We start from the raw sequence: 23,560 nt of genomic DNA, 5'->3' as shown, positions 1-23,560 counted from the left end.
ACTTGCATGTGTTAAGCACGCCGCCAGCGTTCGTCCTGAGCCAGGATCAAACTCTCCAAACAAAAACTCCCCATCCAAAGACAGGGCAGAATTTCAAGTTCAGAACAATCTGACCTAAACAAAAGACACCAAACAAACTGGCATCAAAAAAACAACCACACCCCACAAACGGGAAAACACGAGGCATGGTCAAAAAACAACAAACAAAAACCACCAAACACACTATTGAGTTCTCAAACAACACGCCCGGCCTGACCGCGCAACAAACCCGCGGCTAAAAGCCGCGGTCCGTAGTGCGGGCAGTGAGGAACTCCCAACTTAATGGGTGTTACTCTCGGATTTGGTCTTCGCTCTCCGGCGCTTGTCCGTGTCGCTCTGACCTGGAATAAGTTACGGCAGGGCTAACAGCGAGTCAAATCGCCAGGTCAGCGGGATGTTTCCCCTGGTCAGAGGGGCCGTCACACCTGGCCGGAGCCGCCAACCCGCCGCACCCCTGCGATGTGGCGCTTGCCACGCCGCAACACCAGCCAGCGCTCACCGAGAAAGTCCGACTGCTGTGGTACCCACTCGTCGCTTTCCACTCGTGCGTTGTTCACATAGACGCCGCCTTCGGCGACCGTCCGGCGCGCTTCCCCGCGGCTCTTCGACAGGCCCGTCGCAACCAACAGATCGGTGATCCCGTCCGGACCACCTGGTGCCAGCTCCGCGACCTGGCCATTACTGGCCTCCGTCAGCGCCGCCGACAGCGTCGACTCATCGAGATCCGCCAGCTCGGCGCGGCCGAACAGCGCCTGACTCGCCAGCTCGACGGCGTCGGTCGCCGCCTGACCGTGCACCAACGTGGTCAGCTCCCGAGCCAGCCGGCGCTGCGCAGCCCGCTCGTGCGGACGCTCCGCGGTAGCGATCGCGAGTTCACCGAGCTCGTCGGCGGACAGGAAGGTGAACCAGCGCAGGTAGCCCACGACATCGGCGTCGGCCGCGTTCACGAAGTACTGGTACCAGGCATATGGGCTGGTCAGCTCCGGATCGAGCCACAGATTGCCGCCGCCGGTCGACTTGCCGAACTTCTTTCCGTCGGCCGAGGTGACGAGCGGAACCGTCAGCGCATGTGCGGTCGCGCCCAGCTTCTGGCGCACCAGGCGGACGCCCGCGATGATGTTCCCCCACTGGTCAGAGCCGCCGACCTGCAGACTGCAGCCGTGCTTCTTGTACAGCTCGACGAAGTCGTTGGCCTGCAGGAGCATGTAGCTGAACTCGGTGTAGGAGATGCCGTCGCCTTCGAGGCGCCGCTTGATGGTGTCGCGGTCGAGCATGACGTTGACCGAGAAGTGTTTGCCCAGGTCACGCAGGAACTCGATGGCCGACATCGGCCCGGTCCAGGACAGGTTGTTCTCGACGATCGCACCGTTGCCGGAGTCGTTGAACTCGACGAAGCGCTCCAGCTGACCGCGAATACGTTCGGCCCAGTCGGCGACGGTGTCGGCGGTGTTCATCGTCCGCTCACCGTTGTCGCGGGGATCGCCGATCATGCCGGTGGCACCGCCGGCCAGCACGATGGGTCGGTGGCCGGCCTGCTGGAATCGCCGCAGCGTGAGCAGGGGAACCAGGTGTCCGGCGTGCAGGCTGGGTGCGGTCGGGTCGAAGCCGGCATAGAGCGTGAGCGGCCCATCCGTCGTCGCGGCGGCGAGCGCTTCGCGGTCGGTCGATTGCGCGATCAGGCCGCGCCAGTCCAGTTCATCGAGGATGCCAGTACTCACGACGTCGATCTTCCCCTATAGCAGGTCGGCCACCGCCATCAGTCGCTGTCGCCCAGTGCCGGCGCCCGGGGACTGCGCCGGTAATTCGATACCTCGGGCGTACCCGGCAACCAGAACCGCCATGGGCGGTCGGCGGCCTGACTGACGCCCACTCGCGGCCCGGCGCTCGCCTCCTGCGGCGGATTAAGTTCGATCCGAACCGGTGATCGGCGATCCATCAGGTCAATGCCGTTGTCCGCCAAGGTGATTCCGAGCGCCTCGCACAGATTGCCCGGGCCCCGGGCGTACGCCGCGGGCGTGATGCCGGCCCGCCGCCGACTCGCGGCCACGCCGTCACCACCGACGATGCGAGCCGCACGGAGCAGTACGGCACCGGCCACGCCATCAGTGCAACAAACCACGTTGGCGCACACATGGATTCCGTGACTGCGGTAGGTGTACAAGTGCCCGGCCGGCCCGAACATCACCGAGCTCCGGGGCGTCGGCCCACGGAACGAGTGCGCAGCCGCGTCCGGCCAGGGTCCCGATGGTGGGCCGCCATAGGCCTCGACCTCGACCACGGTCGCGACGACGCCCCGGCCGTACAACGTGGCGCCGAGCAGCCGTCGAGCCGCGGTCACCGGATCGACGGCGAGTAGCTCGGCACTCATGGCCCGCCATTCTGCCCGGTCCGAGCCGGCCGTTGACACGTCGACGCCATGAGCGGATTATTCATCCTATGATGAGTTCATCGGTTGGTGAATTACATGGTCATGCCGCTGACGTGGCAATTCGGATCGAGAACCTGACCGTGGTCCGCGGTAAGCGGCGCGCCATCGACGACGTGTCCCTGCAGGTCCGGCGTGGCAGCATCACCGGCTTGCTCGGCCCCTCCGGCTGCGGCAAGACCACCCTGATGCGCGCCATCGTCGGTACGCAGATCATCACGAACGGCACGGTCACCGTGCTCGGGAAACCCGGCGGATCGGCCGACCTGCGCCGCCGCGTCGGGTACGTGACGCAGGAGCCGACGGTCTACAACGATCTGCGCGTCATCGACAACGTGCGGTATTTCGCGGCGCTGACGGGCTCGAGCAAGACCGCGGCCGACGAGGCGATCGCTGCCGTCGGCCTGCAGGATCACCGAACGGCGTTGTGCGGCAACATGTCCGGCGGGCAGCGGACGCGCGCCTCATTGGCCTGCGCATTGGTGTCCAAACCTGACCTGCTGGTGCTCGACGAACCGACGGTGGGCCTGGACCCGGTCCTGCGGGTCGACCTCTGGGACCAGTTCGACCGACTGGCCCGCGGCGGCACCACCCTGCTGGTGTCCAGCCATGTGATGGACGAGGCCGATCACTGCGGCGAACTGCTGCTGATGCGCGACGGCCGTCTGCTCGCACACACCACGCCCACCCAACTACGAGAGGACACCGGATGTTCATCGCTGGAGGAAGCGTTCCTGACCGTCATCCGGCGCAGCACCGCGGCCAGAGCCGGCTGACGCTGCAGCCCTACCTGGCCACGACGGCCCGCATCCTGCGTCAGCTCGCCGCCGACCATCGCAGCATGGCGATGATCCTGGTGGTGCCGAGCGCCGTCATCACCTTGATGTACTTCATGTTCGACGATCTGCCGCACCGTCCCGGCACGCTGTCGCCGTTCAACAACGCCTGTCTGATCCTGCTCGGCGTCTTCCCGCTGATCGTCATGTTCCTGATCACCTCGATAACCATGCAGCGCGAACGGGTTTCGGGCACGTTGGAACGGATCCTGACCACTCCCCTGCGCCGGCTGGATCTGCTGGCCGCCTACGGATCGGCATTCTCGGTGGCCGCGGCCGCTCAGGCGACGCTGGCCTGCCTGGTCTCGTTCTGGTTCCTCGGGTTCGACACCGCAGGTAGTCCCGCCCTGGTCTTCCTCATCGCGATCATCAACGCGGTGCTCGGCGTCGGACTGGGCCTGTTGTGCAGTGCCTTCGCGCGTACCGAGTTCCAGGCCGTGCAGTTCATGCCGGTGGTCATCGTTCCGCAACTGCTGTTGTGCGGCATCATCGTTCCCCGCGAAATGCTGCCCGACTGGTTACGGTGGATCAGTGACGCACTACCCGCGACCTACGCGCTCGAAGCTCTCCAGCAGGTGGCCGGCCACCCCGACATCACCAGCACCACAATGCGCGACATCGTGATCGTGATCGCGTTCGCGGTCGTCACCATGTGCCTGGCCGCCGCGACCCTGCGTCGTCGGACCCCATGACCACGACACAGCCGCGGCCGCGCCGCAAGCCGCCCGGTCGTCCCACCGGAACCTCGGACACCAAGGAGACGATCCTGTCGTGTGCGCGGGACCTGTTCGCCCGCAACGGTTTCAACAACACGTCGGTGCGGGCGATCGCCGCTGCCGCCGGTGTCGACGCGGCGCTGGTGCATCACTACTTCGGGACCAAGCAGCAGCTGTTCGCAGCGGCAGTGCACATTCCCATCGATCCGCAGATGGTGCTGGGCCCGTTACGGGAGACCCCCGTCGACGAACTCGGCCACACCCTGCCGTCGCTGTTGTTCCCGATCTGGGATTCGGAGCTCGGCGTGGGATTCATCGCGGCGTTGCGCTCGATGCTCGCGGGCGACGACGTCAACCTGATCCGGATTTTCCTGGAAGACGTGATCACCGCCGAAGTCGGTGCGCGGGTTGACAATCCGCCCGGCACGGGACGAACCCGCGTGCAGTTCGTCGCTTCCCAGCTGATGGGCGTCGTGATGGCCCGCTACATCCTGCAACTGGAGCCGTTCAGATCGCTTCCCGTGCAACAGATCGCGGAAACGATCGCGCCCAACCTGCAGCGCTACCTCACCGGCGACCTGCCGGCCCTGAGCTAACGCTGGCCAGCGGCGAGCAGTCGCTGATGCTCGGCGCCGTCGGTGACGTCGACCGCCTCGTCGATGAGCAGCACCGGTACCCCGGCGTCGATCCGGTACGCGCGGCGCAACCGCGGGTTGTACAGGCATTCGTCCCCGACCAGCAGCAACTCACCCCGGTCCTGCGGGCACACCAAAATCGCGCGCAGCGCTTCGTCGATCACCGTGCGTCAGCCACCCAACGGAATCTGCGAGCCACCGGTACCCGGCACCAGGCCAGGCGGCAGGCCACCCGGACCACCGATGACGATGGGGTTCTGCGGCTTCGCGCCGGCGGCGCGCGCCTGATTGCGCTTCTGGAACTTCACCGTGTCCTGCAGCGCATGGATCAGCGGCACCTGGTTGGGACGCTGGTCGAGCGCCGCCTCGATATCGGCGAGGTTGCCCCGCGAGGGACCGAAGCCCTGCGAACGCAGCTTGAGCGCCGTGTGGAGCAGCTTCGAGAGATCACCGCCGCTGGCACCGATGTCGTACTGGGCGTCCAGGTCGTCCAGGATGTCGGCGTGTGCCGCGGCAGGAGTGACCATCATCCCGGCAGCCACAGCTCCCGCCAGAATCGCGCCGGCAACACCACGCCGCCTCCGGCTGGTGTGTGACGTCATGCGTTCTCCATTCGATATCTGCGCCCGACGGCGTGAACCCCGACTGACAAACCGCAGCCTAACAGCGACAACCAGGACCGGCAGGCTGTCACGACAGACTGCTCGTCCCGGTCAACTCGGCCTGGGCGGCCGCGGTGAAGGGCACGAACGAGTCGCTGTCGACGTCGAACTGCCACGAGTTGTCCGTCGATTCGGGCACGCCCGCGGCCCGCAGTTCGGCCAGCACCGGGCGATACGACGCGTTGAGCGCCAGCTCCGGCACCACATGGATGAGGTCCGGCACCACACCGACAGGCAGATCGGCCAACGCTTCACGGAGGTCGGCGGGCAGCACACTGCCACCCGGACGCAGGCTCAACGCCGTGACCGCCAGCTCCCGATCGGCAACCGGCACCCGGTAGGTGACGGCGATGTCGACCGCGTCGAGACGGCCCAGCGCATTGCCGACCTCCTTGCCGAACACGGCGCCGCGCGGAGTGCGGATGACCGAACGGCGGTTGTCGACCATCCAGTAGTCGCCGTCGTCGTCGCGGCGGAACAGGAACTCGGTCGAGACCCAGGTGTCCCCCGGCGCGAAGACACCACGCTTCACCGACGCCGTCGGGTCGACAGGCCCACGGGGCTTGGCCAGCAGCACGCCCACCTCGTTGGGCTCGGCGAGCGCCACGAAACCGTCGTCGCCCTCGAGGATGAGGTCGTCGTCGACGTCGTAGGCGGCCAACGCGATCTGGCCGCCGCCCGGCAGTGGCCGGCCCTCGCTGCCGATCTTGGCGCCCGACACGTTGGCCAGCACGGCCTGACCGTCGGTCGTGGTGAAGAATTCCAGGACATGCGCGGGCTGGAACGCCTGCTCGACGCGGCGCCACAATCCGGCCGGCATGCCTGAGCCGATGAACAGGCGCACCGGGTGGGTTCCGTTGATCACGAACGACGGGTCGTCGATGACGTCGCGCAGCATCGCCCACGTGTAGGACACGACGGTGACGCCGTACTGCCGCAGTTCGTGCACGAAGCGGTCGGGCCGCAATCCACGGGACAGCGCGATGCGCGCGCCGCCGACGACGGCGCCGCCGAGCGAGACCAGCAGGCCGGACTGGTGGTGCAGCGGGGTCAGGCAGTAGACGGTGTCGCCGCGGCCCAGGTTGGCCGCCGATGCGGTGCCGAATGCCGACAGCGCCCAGCGGAAGTTGGTGATCTGCCGGGCCACCAGCTCGCCGCCGACGTTCGCGAACGCGATGTAGGCCAGGTCCTGCGCGTAGCCGGGGTTGGGCCGGTACCAGCCGGGCAGCTCGACGACGTCGGGGTCGATCTGTTCCATGTCGACGACGTCGGCGTCGTCGGTCAGGTGCAGATCGCGGTTCTCGCCGCCACCGAGCACCAGCACGCGCGTCCGCAGCCGCCGGGCCGCATCGAGATTCGCCGGGTCCGAGATGATGTCGGTGACGCCACCGAGGCGGGCTGCCACGGCCAGGTCGGCATCGGGCGGCATCAGGACGGCCACCGCGCCGAGACGCGACAGCGCCGCGATGGCGACGAGCGCACTGGGTCGGGTCTCCATCAACACGCCGACCCGAACGCCCTGCCGCACACCGACTTCGATCAGTCCGCGGACGACGTTGTTGATGCGGCGGTCCACTGCCTCGTAGGTGTGCACGCGGCCGTCGAACAGCAGGAACTCACCGTCCGGCGCGCCCTGGGCCTGCTCACAGATGATGCGGCCCAACGAGATTCGCGTGTGGTCGTTGATCTGGCCGAGACGGGCCAGCCGCGGCAGGGTCCGGACGGTCTCGATGGCCAGCGCCCGCGTCGACTTACCGGCCGTCACCACGGCGTCGGCCGCGGTGTTGGCGAGACTGAACGCCATCTCCGTCGCGGCTGCGGCACCGTGGGCCACGCGGATCGCCAGCGGCACCGACTCGCGCGGCAGTTCGGACTGCAACGGCATCGGTACCACGTCGGCAGGCATCGGTCCGCCGGCGTCGAGCCACTTGACCCACGACGCCACCGTCGGCCAGCTCTGGCCGGCGGCCTTGGAACCCACGACGAGACCGAAATGCCCGACGCGAATGAGGTATTCGTAGACGTCGGCCTCCGGGGCGGCGCGCTTGATACCGCGCACCGCGGCGGGCTGACCGATGTCGTCGACCTCGCCGACCACGGCGAGGACCGGGCAGGTGATGTCGGACAGCGTCACCAGATTGCCGTGGATGGCGAAGCCGCCGGTCATCATGCGGTTGTGCGCGATGAACTGCTTGAGCAGCTCCGCGATGGCCGGGCCGGACCAGGCGATCCAGCCGTCGCTGGCCAGGAACCGGCGCTGCTGCTCGCGCGGCAACAACGCCTCACGGTCATGCAGCTGGCGCAAGAAGTCGAGGCGCGACTGCGCGGTCTTGATCGGGTCCAGCATCTGAAAACCGTTGCGCGCCAGCCAACCCGGGATGTTGAGGCGGCTGAAGACATGGTCGGCCATGAAGTCCGCGACACCGGATGCCAGGTTCGCCGGCATGTTCATCGGCAGTGCGGCCAGCGTGTCCACCGGGGACCCGAAGGCGATGATGCTGGCCAGATCGCGGGACTGCCGGTACGCGGCGGTCTGGTAGGCGAACATGCCACCCTGCGAATAGCCGGCCAGGTGGACGTGTTTGCCGGTGGTCTCCTTGACGGTGTCGATGGCCGCACTGAGCCCCACCACATGGTCGGCCAGGTTGCGGTCCATGCCGCCCTCCACCTGATCCGGCGAGCCGAAGTCGATGACCCACGGGTCGAGGCCGGCGGCGTGCAGGATGCCGACGGCGCCGTCGTCGCGCGTCACGTCCCACATGTCGGCGGACATCATCATCGGATGCACCATCAGCACCGGCGAACCGGCCGGCGCCGCGCCCGGACGCGCGTCCGGCGGGAAGTAGCGCCGCAGGCGGTACATCGGCACGCTCTCGACGATCTGGAACGGCGACGGCACGGCGCCCGTCTCCAAACCGCCATAGCGCAGCACTTCCAGGCCGTTTTGAGCGGTAGCTACCAACCGCTCCACCGGCCCGGTGATCACCGAAAAGTCCACCACCGGGTACTCCCTTTTGGTCAAATAAGTACAAATCCCCCCGATTACGACGCCATCATGGCACAACGCGCTGGTTACCTCGTGGTTACGGCGTGGCAGAGGCACCTGCGGCCGACGCCTAGAATCTGCGCCTGATGGCGCATCTACTCGGGGCCGAAGCCCTGCATCTGGAATTTCCGACCCGTGTGGTTTTCGATTCGCTGACGGTCGGGATCGAGGAGGGCGACCGGATCGGCATCGTCGGCCGTAACGGCGACGGCAAATCCAGTTTGCTGGCAATGCTGGGCGGCCGGCTCAAGCCCGACTCCGGGCGGGTGACGGTGCGCGGCGGCGTCCGGATCGGGATGCTCGACCAGGCCGACACCCTCGACCACACCGACACCGTCGGGCACGCCGTCGTCGGCGACGTCCCCGAGCACGAATGGGCCGGCGATGCGCGCGGCCGCGACGTCATCGCCGGGCTGCTCGGCGACCTCGACTGGAACGCGGTGATCGGCACGCTGTCGGGCGGACAGCGCCGCCGCGTGGCCCTGGCCCGTCTGCTCGCCGGCGACCACGACGTCCTGATCCTCGACGAGCCGACCAACCACCTCGACGTCGAAGCGATCACCTGGCTGGCCGCGCATCTGAAGAAGCGCTGGGCCGCCAACGCCGGCGGCTTGCTCGTCGTCACCCACGACCGGTGGTTCCTCGACGAGGTCTGCACCGCGACCTGGGAGGTGCACGACCGCATCGTCGAGCCCTTCGAAGGCGGCTACGCGGCGTACATCCTGCAGCGCGTGGAGCGCGACCGGCAGGCGGCCGCCTCTGAGGCCCGGCGGCAGAACCTGGCCCGCAAAGAACTCGCGTGGCTGCGCCGCGGCGCACCCGCGCGCACGTCGAAACCGAAGTTCCGCATCGACGCCGCCAACGCGCTGATCGCCGATGTGCCCGAGATCCGTGACAAGGTGGCGCTGCAGTCGCTGGCGGTGACCCGGTTGGGCAAGCAGGTCGTCGACATTCTGGACGCGTCGGTGACCTACGGCGACCGGCAGGTGCTGCAAGACGTCGAGTGGCGGATCGCCCCCGGCGAGCGCACGGGCATCCTCGGCGTCAACGGCGCCGGCAAGTCGACGCTGCTCGGATTGATCGACGGCTCGGTCGAGCCGACCGGGGGCCGGGTCAAGCACGGCAAGACGGTGCAGATCGCCGCCCTCACCCAGGGCGTCGAGAAGCTGGCCGAGCATCTCGATGAACCCGTGCGTGTGGTGCTGAGCCGGCTCGCCACGACGTACTCGTTCGGATCTGGTTCCAAGGCACAGGAACTCACGCCGAGCCAGCTGCTGGAGCGCCTCGGCTTCGCCAGTGCCCAGCTGTCCACGCCGGTAAAGGATCTGTCCGGTGGACAACAGCGCCGACTGCAACTTCTGCTGATCCTGCTGGAACAACCGAACGTGCTCATCCTCGACGAGCCGACCAACGATCTGGACACCGACATGCTGGCGGCCATGGAGGATCTGCTGGACTCCTGGCCGGGCACACTGATCGTCGTCAGCCACGACCGGTACTTCCTCGAGCGCGTCACCGATCAGCAGTTCGGCATCCTCGGCGGTCGTCTGCGCCACCTGCCCGGCGGGGTCGACGAGTACCTGCGGCTGCGGGCCTCGCACGCGGCGCAGACCGGTGCGGCGGTGACAAAGCCGGCGGCGGTGGCGGCCGCCGGCTCAGCCGGGGGCTTGTCCGGCGCCGAGCTGCGCGCGGCGCAGAAGGAACTCACCGCCATCGAGCGGCGACTGGAGAAACTCTCCGGCCAGATCGACACGGCACACCAGCGTCTGGCTGAGCATGACCAAGGCGATTACGAAGGGCTGCAACGCCTCACGGGCTCGCTGCGCGAGCTCGAAGGTGAAGTGACCGAACTCGAGGACCGCTGGATGGAGTTGTCCGAGGACGTCAGTAGCTGAACGTGGTGGCCGGTTCGTCGCCGATCCACTGCCACAGCGGGATGGTGCCGCCGAGGTCCGCGTTGGCCACGATGTGTTCGGCGTCAAGGGCTTTGGCGTTGAAGCAGATCGGGCAGATGAGGAACTTGCCGCCGGCGGCGGCGTAGCGGGCCATCAGGTCAGGCAGTGGTGGGCAGCCGTCGCACGCGACGCCGAGCGCGAATCCCGGTTGGGCGAGGCGCACGGCTTCCTTGGCCAGGAACATCATCGTCGGGTGTCCCTGTTCGGCCGCGCCGACGGCCATGAGCAGGGCGATGGTGACCTTCTCGGCGTCCTCCAGACCGGTGGTGAGGCTGATCGCCACTTTCGAGCTCATGAGCGGTTCTCCTTCTGTTCGGGCTGAAATCCTGAGCACAGCAAGTCGATTGAACGGATGCGGTCATCGGCGGCGGCGAACAGGCGCTGCTCGACGATCTTGACGGCGGTCGGGTCGCCCGGTGGCGAGGTGCGAACCCGCCAGCTCAGCGCGACGCGGTCGCCGACGCGGCCGACGGAAGCATCGACCAGTTCGAAGGTGTCGGCGCCGAACCAGTGCCGGAAGCGCCCGACGGTGTCGTCGGCGCCGGTCACGTCGACGAGGCCGGGCGGGATCAGGGCGCGGAAATGTACCTCGGGATCTAGGCATTCGGCGAGCGCGGCGAAATCCTGGCCGGCGAAGGCCTCCAGGAAGGCGCCCGCCACTGCCCATCCTGTGCCGGTGTCGTTGTTCATGTATCGGTTCTACGGCCCGCCGACACCCGGGCACATCGGGTGAATACCCGATCTATTCAGCCGTGCTGACCAACCCGTGGCGCATGGCGAACATGGCGGCGGCGCCGCGGGTCGACACCCCGATCTTGGTGTAGATGTGTTCGACGTGGGTGCCGACGGTGCGTGGGGTGATCGAAAGATGTTGGGCGATCTGCCGATTGGACGAACCACGGACCAGTAGCTCGAGGACTTCGAGTTCGCGGCCGGTCAGGCCGGCGACGAGTGGGGTACGGCGGCCGGGCCGGCAGCCCGCGGCGGTCAGCACCGCTCCGACCGCGGCGCCGTCGAGCCGCCCTGCGGTGACCTCCGCGCGCAGGGCCTCGGCGCGGTCGGCGAGTGCCAACGCGGTCCGGTGCGGGCGATCCTCGCCGAGTGCCTGGTAGACCGCCGCGGCAGCCAGGAGCCGGGCCGGCGCCGGGATCGCCGTGCCAGTGAGCCCGCGTGGGTACCCGCTGCCGTCCATGCGTTCGTGGCCGGCCGCGGCGACCGCGCCGATCTCGCACAGCCGCGGCTGTCGGCACAGCACCCGTTCGGTGAGATACGGGACGGTGCGAACGCGCTCGCGTTCGGCAATGGTCAAGGGACCCGGCTTGTTCCAGATGCCCGTCGAGACACCGATGGCCCCGATCCGGTGTACCAACGCCGCGCGCTCGGCGAGAGCGACGTCGTCGGCACTGAGTCCGGCCGCTCTGGCCGCCGCCGCGGTGAGTTCGGCGACGCGGCGTGAATAGCCCAGGAACCAGGGCGATTTCAGGTCTGCGTAGTCGGCGAAAACCCGCAGCACCGCGGTCAATTCGGCGTCGGGGATGGTGCAATCGAGCGACGCGCAGCCCCCGATCACCGAGCCCCAGGCGTCGACGGTGTCGAGTCCCCCGAAAATCTCGTCGGACCGGGCACAGCACACGTCCACCAGCTCGGGGTCGAACTCGGTCCCCCGGCGGCTGCGCAGCATCGCCAGCGCGCCGTCGACGCCGCCGCTGCGGTGGTGCACCTCGGCGTCGTCGGCGATGTGCACGACGCGCATCACCGGCTGGATCTGCGTACCCCGGACCCGGCCCGGCACACCCTTGCCGTCCCAGCGCTCGAAGGCGTCGAGCAGTGCGGCGCGCACCTCGGGCGGCAGGTCCAAACGGTCCGCGATGTCGCTGGCCGTCTGACAGTGGCTGACAAACAGTTTCGGCATCTCGACGACGCCCTGGGCCAGGAAACGGCCGACCATGGTGATGCGCTGCAACGCCGGCTGCCCTTGCGCGAGGTGTCCGAGCAGAAAGCGCGCCATGCCGGGTCCGGCCTTGTCCACCCGGTAGCTGTCGGACCGCATCTGTAGGTCGTCACCGAACCAGTGCGCCAGCTCGTGCGAGTCGGCAACACATCCCATCCAGGCCAGTAGCGACACATAGAAGGCAGCGGCCTGAAGCTCGGGCGCCATGCCCGCGGCCGCGGCCAGGCGCGTCGCGATGACCGTCTGGCGCAACACATGCTCCTGCGGCTGTCCCAGACCGAGATCGGTGGCGAGCGAGAGCGAGGCGACGAGCTCCGCCAGGCGCACTTCGGGCGTCTGCGTAGCGGCCATCGGCTCAGCGTAGGCGTCGGGCGGCGTCAGGAGTCGGCGTATTGCGCCAGTTCCCTGGCGATGGTGGCCTTCCGGAGCAGAAACCTGCCCTCGTCCAACTTCTTTCGGCGTAACCAGCCGGTGACTTCGGCATTGCACTTGCTGGCGTTGCACGACCGGCACGCCGGCACCACGTTGTCGAGCGTGTACCGCCCGCCGCGGGAGATGGGCTGCACGCAGTCCTTCTGCAGGTCGGCGTCGTCCGCGCCGCAGTAGGCACAACCACCCCAAATCTCTTGCAGGACAGCCCACTGCTGTGTCGTCAGGTCGTGGTCGACCTTCGCCATCCGGCGTTTGCGACGTCTGGCGTAGACGGCGGCGCGGCTGCGAACTGGCACCGCATGAGCCTACGGCCGCGGACTGGCTCAGCCCTGCAGGCGGCCCGCAACCGATCGGCGGTGTCGGCTGGTTCAGCGGCCGGGTGGTGCCGGCACCGGGAAGGTCGGGATGGGCGGCAGCGGGCTGAACGTCGGCACCTGAATGTTGCCGGGTGACAACGGGCCCGGCCGATACTTGAAATCGATGCTCGCCGCCCGGTGGCCGCACCACAGCACGAGCCACACACAACCGGCGAGGAACAGCGCCGCCATGACATACCCCGGCCACCGCAGACCCCGGCCGGCCAGCGCCACGATGTACTCCATGCAGCGGACCCCGAACACGATCGGCAGCACCATCAGCGCGAACCACAGCGCGCCGGGCTGCGCTGCCAATGGGTAACACGCCCACCCGAGGCCGACCGGCAGCCCCAAGCCGAGCAGCCAGACCAACCAGTAGCCCGATTGCTCGGCCAGATGGTCGCCCAGGCTCACGTCGCGGTCGCTCCGAAGGCGCCCGATGGTCACCATGACGTGCGCGAGCCCGGCCAGCAGACACGCGACGATCAGTGCGTCGTACCCGAGGCGAACCCCGTCCGGGCTCCATCCGACGATGATCAGCACGGGTGCCAAGGTGGCGATCATCGCGGCGAATGCGGCCAATCCGATGCCGGCCAACGCAATCGGACTGTGCCGCAGACGCCGGGCCAGGTAGCCGCGCGGAAGCTGCTTGCGCACCCGGAAGAAGGTGCGAGTCCAGTGCACCAGCAGCGGCGCCATCAACACCGGCGCCAGATGACGCAACGCCGACGGCGGCACCCACGCGGAGAACAGGACGACCGCCAACGTATAGATCCACACGCCACTGGCAAGCCGCGCGATGGTGCCCCACACGGTCTGCGCGAGAGTGTGTCGCGCTGCGTCGTGGGTGGGTGCGTCGACCAGAACCGCGGACAGACCCGCCACGCGCTCACCGGCGAAAGTCCGAGCCGCGGCGGCCTCGGTTTGCAGATCGGCATTGGCTGGATCGAGGTCCAATCCGGTGGCGATGAATTGCGCAGCACGGTCGTCACCGCACCGGCGGGCCACGCGTGCCGCGGCCAAGAACAGCTCAGCGTCATGGGATTCGAGTTCCAACGCTCGATCCAGGGCCGCCAGCGCGGCACGCCGATCCGGCACCTGCGCCAGGCAGGTCGCCAGGAGCATGTGCGCGTCGGCGTCATGGGGATGCGCGCCTGCAGCCCGGCGGGCATACCGGACCGCGTCCGCGGTGCGGCTCACCGAGAGGCTGACGCGCGCCAGGACCTGCAACGCCGACAGCGACGTGTCGTGTTGCGCTGTCGCCGCCTCTGCCGCGGCGCGGGCACGGTCCAGATCTCCGACGTTGTAGGCCGCGACGGCGAATGCCGCGAGCAGCTGTCCGTCGTGTGGGTGCTCGGCAAGGGCGGACGACAACAGGTCCGCGGCGGCTTGCCACTGGCCGACGTCGCCGAGCAGTTGGGCCCGCAGCACCACCGCCTCGACGTCCACCGGCGCCTACCCCAGCTGCGACCGCAGTTGCGCCGCCCGATCCCGAACGATGGTGAGCTGCTCGGCGACCCGGGCCGGCGCGGTGCCACCGCGGGCATCACGGGAGTCGACCGAACCGGCGATGGTAAGGACGTCCCGTACCTCGGCGGTGAGCCCCGGATGGATGCCCGCGAGCTCGTCGGCCGCGAGTTCTTCCAGTCCGACTCCCCTGGCCTCGGCGGCCTTGACCGCCGCGCCTGCCGCCTCGTGCGCGATGCGGAACGGAATGCCTTGGCGCACCATCCATTCGGCGATGTCGGTGGCCAGCGTGTAACCGAGCGGCGCCAGCGCCGCCATCCGGTCGGTGTCGAACGTCAGGGTGCCGACCAGGCCGGCCATCGCGGGCAGCAGCAGCTCGAGCTGCGCGACGGAGTCGAAGACCGGCTCCTTGTCCTCCTGCAGATCCCGGTTGTAGGCCAGCGGCTGTGCCTTGAGCGTCGCCAGCAGACCGGCCAGGTTGCCGATGAGGCGGCCGGACTTGCCACGCGCCAGTTCGGCGATGTCGGGATTCTTCTTCTGCGGCATGATCGAGCTGCCGGTCGACCAGGAGTCGTGCAGCTTGACGTAGCCGAATTCCGTTGTGCTCCAGAGGATGATGTCCTCGGACAGCCGAGACAGATCCACGGCGATCATCGCAAAGACGAAAGCCGCCTCGGCGGCGAAGTCACGCGACGACGTGGCGTCGATCGAATTGTCCGCGGCCGCATGGAATCCCAGATCCGCGGCGATGGCGTCAGGGTTCAGGCCGAGCGAGCTACCGGCGAGCGCACCGGATCCGTAGGGCGACACCGCGGCCCGCTTGTCCAGATCCAGCAGCCGGTCGGCGTCGCGCAGCAGTGGGTGCGCGTGCGCGAGCAGGTGGTGGGCCAACAGCACGGGCTGCGCCGACTGCAGGTGCGTCTTGCCGGGCATGATCGCCGTCGGGTGCGCCTCGGCCTGGCCGGCCAGCGCGGCCGCCACGTCGAGCACGCCGTTGCCGACGGTCTTGATGGCGTCGCGCAGCCACATGCGGAACAGCGTGGCCACCTGGTCGTTGCGGGACCGGCCGGCGCGCAACCGGCCACCGAGGTCGTCACCGACGCGGTCGATCAGACCGCGCTCCAGCGCGCCGTGCACGTCCTCGTCCGTCGGCAGTGGCCCGAAGGAGCCGTCGGCGACGTCGTTCCCCAGGCTGTCCAGCCCGGCCAGCAGTCCGTCGCGCTGCTCGTCGGTGAGCAACCCGGCGTTGTGCAGCACGCGGGCGTGCGCCTTGGACGCGGTGACGTCATAGGGCGCCAGCGCCCAGTCGAAGTGCGTCGACTTGCTCAGGGCGGCAAGCGCGTCGGACGGTCCGGAGGCGAACCGGCCACCCCACAGCGAACCTTCGTTGGTCGTGCTGCCCGACATTTACAGACCCAGGTCGCGCTTGGCGGAGATCTTGGAGCTCAGGCCGTGCAGCTGGACGAAGCCCTTGGCCGCGCTCTGGTCGAAGCTGTCGCCCTCGTCGTAGGTGGCGAGGTTGAAGTCGTAGAGCGACTCACCCGAGCGACGGCCGTTGACCGAGATGTGGCCACCGTGCAGGACGAGGCGGATGTCGCCGGAGACGTGCTGCTGGGTGTGCTCGACGAACGCCTCCAGCGAGGCCTTCAGCGGGCTGTACCAGAGGCCGTCGTACGTCAGCTCGCCCCACTTGCGGTCCACGCCGCGCTTGTAGCGGCCGAGCTCGCGCTCCAGGCAGACGTGCTCGAGCTCGGTGTGCGCGGTGATCAGCACCATGGCGCCCGGGGCCTCGTAGATCTCGCGGGACTTGATGCCGACCAGACGGTCCTCGACGACGTCCAGGCGGCCGACGCCCTGCGCACCGGCGCGGGAGTTGAGCTCCTGGATGATCTGCAGCACGCTCAGGGGGCGGCCGTCGATGGCGACGGGGCGGCCCTTGTCGAAGCTGACGATCAGCTCGTCAGGGGTGTTGAAGTGGACCGTCGGGTCCTCGGTGTAGTCGTAGACGTCCTTGGTCGGCGCGTTCCACAGGTCCTCGAGGAAGCCGGTCTCGACGGCGCGGCCCCACACGTTCTGGTCGATCGAGAACGGCGACTTCTTGGTGACGTTGATCGGGATGTCGTTCTCCTGCGCGAAGGCGATGGCCTTCTCGCGGGTCCAGGCGTAGTCGCGGACCGGGGCGATGACCTCCAGCTCGGGGGCCAGGGTGTTGAAGCCGACCTCGAAGCGGACCTGGTCATTGCCCTTGCCGGTGCAGCCGTGCGCGACGACGGTGCCGCCATGGCTGCGGGCCGCCTCGACCAGGTGCTTGACGATCAGCGGGCGCGAGATCGCCGACACCAGCGGGTACCGGTCCATGTACAGCGCGTTGGCCTTGATGGTGGGCAGGCAGTACTCGTCGGCGAACTCGTCGCGCGCATCGACAACCACGGCCTCGACAGCGCCGCAATCGATGGCACGCTGACGCACCACCTCCATGTCCTCGCCGCCCTGGCCCAGGTCGATGGCCACGGCGACGACCTCTTTGCCGGTCTCCTTGCCGATCCAGCTGATCGCGACCGAAGTGTCCAGACCGCCGGAATACGCCAGGATGACGCGCTCGGACATGTGTCAATCTCCTTGTTCTAGTACTGCTACAGGTTCTCGAAGGTGGCGGCGAGCTCGGCGCCGCTCATCGGTTCGCGGGCGACAACCAAAAGGGTGTCATCACCGGCGATCGTGCCCACAACATAAGGCAGAGCCGCCCGATCTATTGCACTGGCCAGGTACTGCGCCGCCCCAGGTGGCGTACGTAACACCGCCAGGTTGGCGCTGGCGTCGGTGGACACCAGCAGCTCGCCGAGCAGTCGGGACAGCCGCTCGGTGCCGCCCGAGACGCCTTTGACGGGGCTGCCGTCCTCGGGGACGACGTAGACGCCGGTGCCGCCGTCGGCGCCGCGCAGCTTGACCGCACCGAGTTCCTCCAGGTCCCGCGACAGCGTGGCCTGGGTGACGTCGATGCCCTCCGCGGCGAGCAGGGCCGCGAGTTCGGTCTGGCTGCGCACCGGGTTCGCCGACAGCAGCGCCACGATGCGCGACTGTCGTCCGGCCCGGGTCGGTGCGGTCATCGTGCGTTGTGCTCCAACAGCCAGACCAGCATGGCCTTCTGCGCGTGCAGACGGTTCTCGGCCTCGTCGAACACCGCGCTCTGCGGGCCGTCGATCACCTCGTCGGTGATCTCGTCCCCGCGGTGCGCCGGCAGGCAGTGCAGCACCACGGCGTCATCGTTGGCGCGGCCCAGCAGCGCGGTGTTGACCTGGAACGGGCGGAACGGCCGCACGCGGTCCAGGCCGTCGTTCTCCTGGCCCATCGAGGTCCAGGTGTCGGTGACGAGGACGTCGGCGCCGTCGGCGGCGGCCTGCGGGTCGGTGGTGACGGTGACGGTCGCGCCCGTCTCCGCCGCGCGCTTCTTGGCGGCCTCGACGAACTGCGGGTCGGGCTCGAAGCCCTTCGGCGCGGCGATGGTCACGTTGAGGCCGGCCGTGACGCCGCCGACCATCAGCGAGTGCGCCATGTTGTTGGCGCCGTCGCCGAGGTAGCTCATGTTGAGCCCGGCCAGCTTGCCCTTGCGCTCGGCGATGGTCTGCAGATCGGCCAGCACCTGGCAGGGGTGGAACTCGTCGGACAGGGCGTTGACGATCGGTACGGTCGCGCCCGACGCCATGGCCGTCAAGCGCTCCTGCGCGAACGTGCGCCAGACGATGCCGTCGACGTAGCGCGACAGCACGGCGCCGGTGTCCTCGAGGGTCTCCTCGCGGCCCAGCTGCGTGCTGCGACCGTCGACGACGACGGCGTGCCCGCCGAGCTGGGCGATGCCCATCTCGAACGAGAAGCGGGTGCGGGTGGAGTTCTTCTCGAAGATGACGGCGATGCCTCGCGGGCCCTCGAGCGGACGACGGCTGAACGGCGCCTTCTTGAGTTCGGCGGCCAGCGCGAGGACCTCGGCCTGCTCTTCAGGCGTCAGGTCGTCGTCACGGAGAAAATGGCGGATCACTGGGACTCCCCTGCTGCGGTGTCGAGAACGGTGGGTAGGGCGGTCAGGAACGCGTCGATCTGCGCGTCGGTGATGACCAGCGGCGGCGCCAGCCGCACGACGTCGGCAGCCGCGGCGTTGACGAGGAAACCCGCGTCGCGCGCGGCGTTCTCGACAGCCTTGGCCTGCGGCGCGGTCAGGACGACGCCGAGCAATAGCCCGCGGCCACGCACGTGGTCGACCAGCGGGTGGTTCAGCTCCTCGATACCGTGTGCCAGCGTCTTGCCGGCGGCGTCGGCGCGGTGCACGAGGTCGTCATCGGCGAGGGTCTTGACGACCGCCAGGCCCGCAGCCGTGCACACCGGGTTACCACCGAAGGTGCTGCCGTGCATGCCCGGCTGCAGCAGTTCGGCCGCATCGCCGATGGCGATGCAGGCGCCGACGGGCAGACCGCCGCCGAGGCCCTTGGCCAGCGTGATGACGTCGGGCGTGATGCCGTCGTGCTGGTGCGCGTAGAACGCGCCCGTGCGGCCGATTCCCGTCTGCACCTCGTCGAGCACCAGCAGCGCACCATGTTTCGCGGTGAGCTCTCGTGCCTTGACCAGGTAGCCGGCCGGCGGGGTGACGACGCCGCCCTCGCCCATGATCGGTTCGAGGAACACCGCCGCGGTCTCGTCGGTCACGGCCGCTTCGAGCGCCTCGACGTCGCCGTACGGCACGTGGGTGACGTCACCGGGCAGCGGCAGGAACGGCTCCTGCTTACCGGGCTGGCCGGTCAGGGCCAGCGAGCCCATGGTGCGGCCGTGGAACGCCCCTTGGGCCGCAACGATTTTGGTGCGGCCGGTGAGCCGGCTGATCTTGAACGCGGCTTCGTTGGCTTCGGCGCCGGAGTTGCAGAAGAAGACTCGCGCCGGCGCGTCGAGCTGGGCCACCAAGGCTTCGGCCAGCGCGATACCCGGTTCGGTGGCGTACAGATTCGAGGTGTGGCCCAGCGTGTTCAGCTGCGTGGTGACGGCCTCGATCACCGCCGGATGACGATGTCCCAGCACGTTCACCGCGATGCCGGCCAGGAAGTCGACGTAGCTCTTGCCGTCCGCGTCGGTGACCACGGCGCCGTCGCCGCTGACCAGCGCGACGGGCGGCGTGCCGTAGTTGTTGGTCATCACCGCTTGCCAACGGGCTTGCATTGCTTCGGTTCCCTTCATGCGGGTGACACGACCTTGGTTCCGGTGCCCTCGTCGGTGAACAGCTCGACGAGGACACAGTGTTCGACCCGGCCGTCGATGACGTGCGCGCTCGGGACACCGTTCTCCACGGCCCGCAGGCATGCCTCGATCTTGGGCACCATGCCGGATTCGAGCTTCGGCAAGAGTTGTGCCAGTGCGGCGGTGTCGATTTCGGTGACCAGCGAGGTGCGGTCCGGCCAGTCGGTGTACAGGCCTTCGACGTCGGTGAGCATCAGCAGCTTCTCGGCGCCGAGCGCTTCGGCGACTGCGGCCGCGGCGGTGTCGGCGTTGATGTTGTGCACCACGCCGTCGGCGTCGGGAGCGATGGTGGACACCACCGGAATCCGGCCCGCGTCGATGAGATCCAGGATGGCCTCGGCGTTGACGTGTTCGACGTCGCCGACCAGACCGATGTCGGTGGGCACGCCGTCGACCGTCACGCTGCGCCGCACCGCGGTGAACAGCTGTGCGTCCTCACCGGTGATGCCGACCGCGTACGGGCCGTGGGCGTTGATCAGCCCGACGAGCTCGCGGCCGACCTGCCCGAACAGCACCATCCGGGCGACGTCGAGGACCTCGGGCGTGGTGACGCGGAAGCCGCCCTTGAAATCACCTTCGATACCAAGGCGTTTCAGCATCGCGCTGATCTGCGGACCACCGCCGTGCACGACCACCGGCTGGATGCCGCAGTTGCGCAGGAACGCCATGTCGGCGGCGAAGGCCGCCTTGAGGGTGTCGTCGGTCATGGCGTTGCCGCCGTACTTAACCACGACGATCTTGCCGTGCAGCTGCTTGAGCCACGGCAGCGCCTCGGCAAGCACCGCCGCCTTCACCGCGGTCGAGAGCCCGGCCGTGCTCATGAGCTGTACGCCGAGTTCTCTTCGACGTAGGCGTGCGAGAGGTCGGTGGTCCGGATGGTGGCCTCGTGCTCGCCGATCTGCAGGTCGACGACGACCTCGATGTCGGCGCCCGAGAGGTCGACGTCCCGGGCTCCCGGCGCGCCGGCACCGTCGATGCACACCGCGGAACCGTTGAACGACACGCTGATCCGGTCCGCCACGAGTTCGATGGGCGCGATGCCGATGGCGGCCAGGACCCGGCCCCAGTTGGGATCGGACCCGAACAGCGCGGTCTTCACGAGGCTGTCGCGCGCCAGCGCTCGGGCACCCACGAGGGCGTCGTCCTCACTGGCCGCGCCCTTGACGGTGATCGCGATGCGCTTGGTGACGCCTTCGGCGTCGGCCTGCAGCTGCGCGCACAGGTCGTCACAGACGGCGAGGACCGCCTCGTCCAATTCGCTTTGGCTGGGCCGGATTTCGCTGGCGCCGGACGACAGCAGCAGCACCGTGTCGTTGGTGGAGCAGCTGCCGTCGATGTCGAGCCGGTCGAAGGTTCTGCCGGCCGCGTTCTTGAGGGCGAGGTTCAGCGCTTCAGCGTCGGCGACGGCGTCGGTGGTGATGACCACCAGCATGGTCGCCAGCGACGGCGCCATCATCCCGGCACCCTTGGCCATGGCACCGATGGTCCACTTGCCCGGGTGGTGCAGCGCAACCTGTTTCGGCACGGTGTCGGTGGTCATGATGGCCCGCGCGGCCTCGTCACCGCCCGACAGCCCACCGGCCATCTCATGCACGATCTCGGTGACACCGGCCAGCACCTTGTCCATCGGGAGCCGATCCCCGATCAGGCCCGTCGAACACACCGCGACCTCGATGGCCCCGGTCTCGGTGCCCCAGTCACTCAGCGCGGCGGCGACGGCCTCGGCGGTCTGGTGGGTGTCCTGAAAACCGCCCGGGCCGGTACAGGCGTTGGCGCCACCGGAGTTCAGGATGACCGTCCGCAACCGGCCGCTCTTGAGGACCTGTTCGCTCCACTGCACGGGAGCGGCCCGCACCTTGTTGCGGGTGAAGACCCCGGCGGCCGACAGGTCGGGTCCCTCGTTGAACACCAGCGCCAGGTCCGGTTTCCCGGAAGCCTTGATGCCGGCTGCGATTCCGGCTGCCCGGAAGCCTTCCGGCGCGGTGACGCCCTGGTTGCGATGCAGGGACGGGGTGTCGGTCACGGTGCTACTCCCACGGTGGATAGTCCTTCGGTTTCCGGCCAGCCGAGCGCGATGTTCATGGACTGTACTGCCGCGCCGCCGGTGCCCTTGGTCAGGTTGTCGATGGCGCACAGAGCGACAAGGGTCTTCGCGTCCTCGTCGACCGCGACGGCGATCTGCGCGGCGTTGCTGCCCACGACCGAACCGGTCTTGGGCAGCTGTCCTTCCGGCAGCAGGTGGATGAACGGCTCACTGGCATAAGCCTTTTCGTACGCCGCCCGGATCTCCTCGACGGACGCCGTGGTGCGCGCGGTGCACGTCGCGAGGATGCCGCGCGATGTCGGGATCAGCACCGGGGTGAACGAGACCGTCACGTCCTTGTCGGTGACGGCCCGCAGGCCCTGGGCGATCTCCGGCGTGTGCCGGTGCGCGCCGCCGACGTTGTAGGCCCGGGCCGAGCCGATGACCTCGGCGGCCGACAGGTCGACCTTGCCGGACTTGCCGGCGCCCGAGGTGCCGCTGACCGCCACCACGGTGACGTTGGGCTCGACGAGCCCGGCCGCGACGGCCGGCACGAGAGCCAGCAGCGCCGAGGTCGGGTAACAGCCCGGAACCGCAATGCGTTTCGTACCGACGAGCTTGTCCCGGCCGCCGGGCAGCTCCGGCAGCCCGTAGGGCCAGCTGCCGGCGTACTCGGAGCCGTAGAACTTCTCCCAGGCCGCGGCGTCGGTGAGCCGGAAGTCGGCGCCGCAGTCGACGATCAGGGTGTCCGGGCCGAGTTGCTGCGCGAGCGCGGCCGAATGTCCGTGCGGCAGACCCAGGAAGACGACGTCGTGCCCGGCGAGAACGTCGACCTCGGTGGGCTGGAGCACCTGGTTTGCGATCGGAAGGAGGTGCGGGTGGTGGTCACCGACCGTGGTGCCGGCATTGCCCGCGGCGGTCAGCGCACCGATGGTGAGGCGACCGTCGGCGTAGGCCGGATGGCCCAGCAGGAGCCGCAGAATCTCGCCGCCGGCATACCCACTGGCGCCAGCCACCGCCACAGAAGTCATACGAGCGATTCTGCATGTTTATGCATCAACTTGCAAACCAATTACTGCGCCTTCTGGAGTCACGCAACGTGTTGTCGCGGATGACGCCCGGTGAAAGCGACCAAGCGATCAAGAGCCTCGGCATCGGTGGTTACCGGTACCTGAGGGTCGAACCCCGCAGTACGCCGACTGTCCGGGGTGATGATGCGCTGTGCAAGCGAGAGCACGAAGTCGGCGTGTGCGGCGGCGACAGCCAGCGGGCGTGCCAGTGCCTGCGCGAAGTCCCAACCGTGCACCACCAACTCGACCGACAGCACTCCCAACGCCAGGTGCGCAGGCATGACCCTGCCGGCGAACATCGCGTCGCCTTCCGTGCCCCGAGCGCGCCAGGCGTCGATCACCGAATTCGTGGTCTGCGAGATGCGTGTCCCGATGCCCGCGTTCTGCGTGACGAAAACCTGCGCCCCAGCCGCCTCGCCCACCATTGTCACAGTTCCCGCCAGATGATCCGCCAGCGCGGCCACATCGAATCCCGGGCAGGGCGTCGGCAATCGCACACTCTCGCCGACGGCGGCGGCCAGCACCGGGAGAATCGCAGCCAATGCCATTTCAGCGCTCGACAATTCGTTCATGCCGGTGATTCTCGCCGTGCATCGCGAAGCGCGGCATAAGTAATCTGACTGCCGGCCGCGGCGGACAACGCTTGCCAACCTGGCCAGATCACTTGGAA

General features: G+C 68.3%; 23 protein-coding genes and 1 rRNA gene. 4 read left to right on the top strand and 20 right to left on the bottom strand.

What is annotated here, in order from left to right; translation table 11 throughout:
• From ACJH6I_RS28250 to ACJH6I_RS28240, 3 genes are all read right to left on the bottom strand, one after another.
• A 16S ribosomal RNA gene (locus ACJH6I_RS28250) occupies nt 1-62 on the bottom strand; the annotation flags it as partial.
• Between the two features lie 396 nt (nt 63-458).
• Nucleotides 459-1,757, bottom strand: a complete 1,299-nt coding sequence (gene tyrS / locus ACJH6I_RS28245) for a tyrosine--tRNA ligase (RefSeq protein ID WP_406784959.1) — start codon at nt 1,755-1,757, stop codon at nt 459-461.
• Between the two features lie 38 nt (nt 1,758-1,795).
• A complete protein-coding gene (locus ACJH6I_RS28240) occupies nt 1,796-2,407 on the bottom strand; it encodes a DNA-3-methyladenine glycosylase (RefSeq protein WP_061007313.1) in 612 nt (203 codons plus the stop codon).
• A gap of 68 nt (nt 2,408-2,475) precedes the next feature.
• Here ACJH6I_RS28240 and ACJH6I_RS28235 point away from each other — a divergent pair, with 68 nt between their 5' ends.
• Genes ACJH6I_RS28235 through ACJH6I_RS28225 form a run of 3 tightly spaced genes read left to right on the top strand, consistent with a single transcriptional unit; the run spans nt 2,476 to nt 4,612 of the window.
• The gene (locus ACJH6I_RS28235) at nt 2,476-3,240 is read left to right on the top strand and encodes an ABC transporter ATP-binding protein (RefSeq protein WP_406784958.1); all 765 of its coding nucleotides are present in this window, start codon (nt 2,476-2,478) and stop codon (nt 3,238-3,240) included.
• Complete coding sequence (locus tag ACJH6I_RS28230) at nt 3,174-3,992, top strand: ABC transporter permease (RefSeq protein ID WP_406784957.1); 819 nt, start codon at nt 3,174-3,176, stop codon at nt 3,990-3,992. Before ACJH6I_RS28235 ends, ACJH6I_RS28230 begins: the two co-directional genes overlap by 67 nt.
• A complete protein-coding gene (locus tag ACJH6I_RS28225; protein ID WP_064860761.1) occupies nt 3,989-4,612 on the top strand; it encodes a TetR family transcriptional regulator in 624 nt (207 codons plus the stop codon). Before ACJH6I_RS28230 ends, ACJH6I_RS28225 begins: the two co-directional genes overlap by 4 nt.
• Here the strand turns inward: ACJH6I_RS28225 and ACJH6I_RS28220 are convergent.
• The 3 genes from ACJH6I_RS28220 to ACJH6I_RS28210 all read right to left on the bottom strand — a co-directional run bounded on the left by ACJH6I_RS28220 (nt 4,609) and on the right by ACJH6I_RS28210 (nt 8,314).
• Nucleotides 4,609-4,815 (bottom strand): Trm112 family protein, encoded by a 207-nt coding sequence (locus ACJH6I_RS28220; RefSeq protein ID WP_406784956.1) that lies wholly within the window; start codon nt 4,813-4,815, stop codon nt 4,609-4,611. The two genes, ACJH6I_RS28225 and ACJH6I_RS28220, sit on opposite strands and share 4 nt — an antisense overlap.
• Before the next feature lie 6 nt (nt 4,816-4,821).
• The gene (locus ACJH6I_RS28215) at nt 4,822-5,253 is read right to left on the bottom strand and encodes a hypothetical protein (protein WP_406784955.1); all 432 of its coding nucleotides are present in this window, start codon (nt 5,251-5,253) and stop codon (nt 4,822-4,824) included.
• 88 nt (nt 5,254-5,341) lie between these two features.
• The gene (locus tag ACJH6I_RS28210; protein ID WP_406784954.1) at nt 5,342-8,314 is read right to left on the bottom strand and encodes an acyl-CoA synthetase; all 2,973 of its coding nucleotides are present in this window, start codon (nt 8,312-8,314) and stop codon (nt 5,342-5,344) included.
• Nucleotides 8,315-8,445: 131 nt separating this feature from the next.
• Here ACJH6I_RS28210 and ACJH6I_RS28205 point away from each other — a divergent pair, with 131 nt between their 5' ends.
• Nucleotides 8,446-10,254 (top strand): ABC-F family ATP-binding cassette domain-containing protein, encoded by a 1,809-nt coding sequence (locus ACJH6I_RS28205; protein WP_406784953.1) that lies wholly within the window; start codon nt 8,446-8,448, stop codon nt 10,252-10,254.
• On the opposite strand, the gene ACJH6I_RS28200 is transcribed toward ACJH6I_RS28205, so the two are convergent.
• The 14 genes from ACJH6I_RS28200 to ACJH6I_RS28135 all read right to left on the bottom strand — a co-directional run bounded on the left by ACJH6I_RS28200 (nt 10,244) and on the right by ACJH6I_RS28135 (nt 23,462).
• A complete protein-coding gene (locus tag ACJH6I_RS28200; protein ID WP_061007321.1) occupies nt 10,244-10,609 on the bottom strand; it encodes a DsrE family protein in 366 nt (121 codons plus the stop codon). The genes ACJH6I_RS28205 and ACJH6I_RS28200 overlap by 11 nt on opposite strands.
• Nucleotides 10,606-11,004, bottom strand: coding sequence for a nuclear transport factor 2 family protein (locus tag ACJH6I_RS28195; RefSeq protein WP_406784952.1), 399 nt, complete (start codon nt 11,002-11,004; stop codon nt 10,606-10,608). The genes ACJH6I_RS28200 and ACJH6I_RS28195 overlap by 4 nt, the downstream gene beginning before the upstream one ends.
• 52 nt (nt 11,005-11,056) lie before the next feature.
• Nucleotides 11,057-12,616 carry an HD domain-containing phosphohydrolase gene (locus ACJH6I_RS28190; protein ID WP_406784951.1) on the bottom strand — a complete coding sequence of 520 codons (1,560 nt, stop codon included), beginning with the start codon at nt 12,614-12,616 and terminating at the stop codon, nt 11,057-11,059.
• A 26-nt stretch (nt 12,617-12,642) separates the two neighbouring features.
• A complete protein-coding gene (locus ACJH6I_RS28185; protein ID WP_061007324.1) occupies nt 12,643-12,942 on the bottom strand; it encodes an HNH endonuclease in 300 nt (99 codons plus the stop codon).
• Nucleotides 12,943-13,065: 123 nt separating this feature from the next.
• The gene (locus ACJH6I_RS28180; protein ID WP_406784950.1) at nt 13,066-14,502 is read right to left on the bottom strand and encodes a tetratricopeptide repeat protein; all 1,437 of its coding nucleotides are present in this window, start codon (nt 14,500-14,502) and stop codon (nt 13,066-13,068) included.
• Between the two features lie 6 nt (nt 14,503-14,508).
• The gene (gene argH / locus ACJH6I_RS28175) at nt 14,509-15,927 is read right to left on the bottom strand and encodes an argininosuccinate lyase (RefSeq protein ID WP_061007326.1); all 1,419 of its coding nucleotides are present in this window, start codon (nt 15,925-15,927) and stop codon (nt 14,509-14,511) included.
• A complete protein-coding gene (locus tag ACJH6I_RS28170) occupies nt 15,928-17,127 on the bottom strand; it encodes an argininosuccinate synthase (protein ID WP_064857955.1) in 1,200 nt (399 codons plus the stop codon).
• 26 nt (nt 17,128-17,153) lie between these two features.
• Nucleotides 17,154-17,627, bottom strand: a complete 474-nt coding sequence (locus tag ACJH6I_RS28165) for an arginine repressor (protein WP_133428208.1) — start codon at nt 17,625-17,627, stop codon at nt 17,154-17,156.
• Complete coding sequence (gene argF / locus ACJH6I_RS28160; protein WP_135355142.1) at nt 17,624-18,553, bottom strand: ornithine carbamoyltransferase; 930 nt, start codon at nt 18,551-18,553, stop codon at nt 17,624-17,626. The genes ACJH6I_RS28165 and argF overlap by 4 nt, the downstream gene beginning before the upstream one ends.
• Nucleotides 18,550-19,737, bottom strand: a complete 1,188-nt coding sequence (locus ACJH6I_RS28155) for an acetylornithine transaminase (protein WP_167837869.1) — start codon at nt 19,735-19,737, stop codon at nt 18,550-18,552. The genes argF and ACJH6I_RS28155 overlap by 4 nt, the downstream gene beginning before the upstream one ends.
• Nucleotides 19,734-20,618, bottom strand: coding sequence for an acetylglutamate kinase (argB, locus tag ACJH6I_RS28150; RefSeq protein ID WP_064857959.1), 885 nt, complete (start codon nt 20,616-20,618; stop codon nt 19,734-19,736). Before argB ends, ACJH6I_RS28155 begins: the two co-directional genes overlap by 4 nt.
• On the bottom strand, nt 20,615-21,820 hold the full coding sequence (gene argJ, locus ACJH6I_RS28145) for a bifunctional glutamate N-acetyltransferase/amino-acid acetyltransferase ArgJ (protein ID WP_207546778.1): 1,206 nt from the start codon (nt 21,818-21,820) through the stop codon (nt 20,615-20,617). Before argJ ends, argB begins: the two co-directional genes overlap by 4 nt.
• On the bottom strand, nt 21,817-22,851 hold the full coding sequence (gene argC, locus ACJH6I_RS28140; protein ID WP_061007331.1) for an N-acetyl-gamma-glutamyl-phosphate reductase: 1,035 nt from the start codon (nt 22,849-22,851) through the stop codon (nt 21,817-21,819). Before argC ends, argJ begins: the two co-directional genes overlap by 4 nt.
• A 59-nt stretch (nt 22,852-22,910) precedes the next feature.
• Nucleotides 22,911-23,462 (bottom strand): TIGR03086 family metal-binding protein, encoded by a 552-nt coding sequence (locus ACJH6I_RS28135; RefSeq protein WP_020103331.1) that lies wholly within the window; start codon nt 23,460-23,462, stop codon nt 22,911-22,913.
• Between the last annotated feature and the right edge of the window lie 98 nt (nt 23,463-23,560).

Source organism: Mycobacterium sp. SMC-13, from assembly GCF_045311035.1.
Classification (GTDB): domain Bacteria; phylum Actinomycetota; class Actinomycetes; order Mycobacteriales; family Mycobacteriaceae; genus Mycobacterium.
Note: the sequence above shows the minus strand (reverse complement) of the source record. Positions and strands in the feature narration are given on the sequence as shown.

What these genes read in the sequence shown, in the direction of transcription:
- ACJH6I_RS28240 (WP_061007313.1), bottom strand. Translation starts at nt 2,407, where the DNA reads ATGAGTGCCGAGCTACTCGCCGTCGATCCGGTGACCGCGGCTCGACGG.
- ACJH6I_RS28235 (WP_406784958.1), top strand. Translation starts at nt 2,476, where the DNA reads ATGATGAGTTCATCGGTTGGTGAATTACATGGTCATGCCGCTGACGTG.
- ACJH6I_RS28230 (WP_406784957.1), top strand. Translation starts at nt 3,174, where the DNA reads ATGTTCATCGCTGGAGGAAGCGTTCCTGACCGTCATCCGGCGCAGCAC.
- ACJH6I_RS28225 (WP_064860761.1), top strand. Translation starts at nt 3,989, where the DNA reads ATGACCACGACACAGCCGCGGCCGCGCCGCAAGCCGCCCGGTCGTCCC.
- ACJH6I_RS28215 (WP_406784955.1), bottom strand. Translation starts at nt 5,253, where the DNA reads ATGACGTCACACACCAGCCGGAGGCGGCGTGGTGTTGCCGGCGCGATT.
- ACJH6I_RS28205 (WP_406784953.1), top strand. Translation starts at nt 8,446, where the DNA reads ATGGCGCATCTACTCGGGGCCGAAGCCCTGCATCTGGAATTTCCGACC.
- ACJH6I_RS28200 (WP_061007321.1), bottom strand. Translation starts at nt 10,609, where the DNA reads ATGAGCTCGAAAGTGGCGATCAGCCTCACCACCGGTCTGGAGGACGCC.
- ACJH6I_RS28195 (WP_406784952.1), bottom strand. Translation starts at nt 11,004, where the DNA reads ATGAACAACGACACCGGCACAGGATGGGCAGTGGCGGGCGCCTTCCTG.
- ACJH6I_RS28190 (WP_406784951.1), bottom strand. Translation starts at nt 12,616, where the DNA reads ATGGCCGCTACGCAGACGCCCGAAGTGCGCCTGGCGGAGCTCGTCGCC.
- ACJH6I_RS28185 (WP_061007324.1), bottom strand. Translation starts at nt 12,942, where the DNA reads ATGGCGAAGGTCGACCACGACCTGACGACACAGCAGTGGGCTGTCCTG.
- argH (WP_061007326.1), bottom strand. Translation starts at nt 15,927, where the DNA reads ATGTCGGGCAGCACGACCAACGAAGGTTCGCTGTGGGGTGGCCGGTTC.
- ACJH6I_RS28170 (WP_064857955.1), bottom strand. Translation starts at nt 17,127, where the DNA reads ATGTCCGAGCGCGTCATCCTGGCGTATTCCGGCGGTCTGGACACTTCG.
- ACJH6I_RS28165 (WP_133428208.1), bottom strand. Translation starts at nt 17,627, where the DNA reads ATGACCGCACCGACCCGGGCCGGACGACAGTCGCGCATCGTGGCGCTG.
- ACJH6I_RS28155 (WP_167837869.1), bottom strand. Translation starts at nt 19,737, where the DNA reads ATGAAGGGAACCGAAGCAATGCAAGCCCGTTGGCAAGCGGTGATGACC.
- argB (WP_064857959.1), bottom strand. Translation starts at nt 20,618, where the DNA reads ATGAGCACGGCCGGGCTCTCGACCGCGGTGAAGGCGGCGGTGCTTGCC.
- argC (WP_061007331.1), bottom strand. Translation starts at nt 22,851, where the DNA reads ATGACTTCTGTGGCGGTGGCTGGCGCCAGTGGGTATGCCGGCGGCGAG.
- ACJH6I_RS28135 (WP_020103331.1), bottom strand. Translation starts at nt 23,462, where the DNA reads ATGAACGAATTGTCGAGCGCTGAAATGGCATTGGCTGCGATTCTCCCG.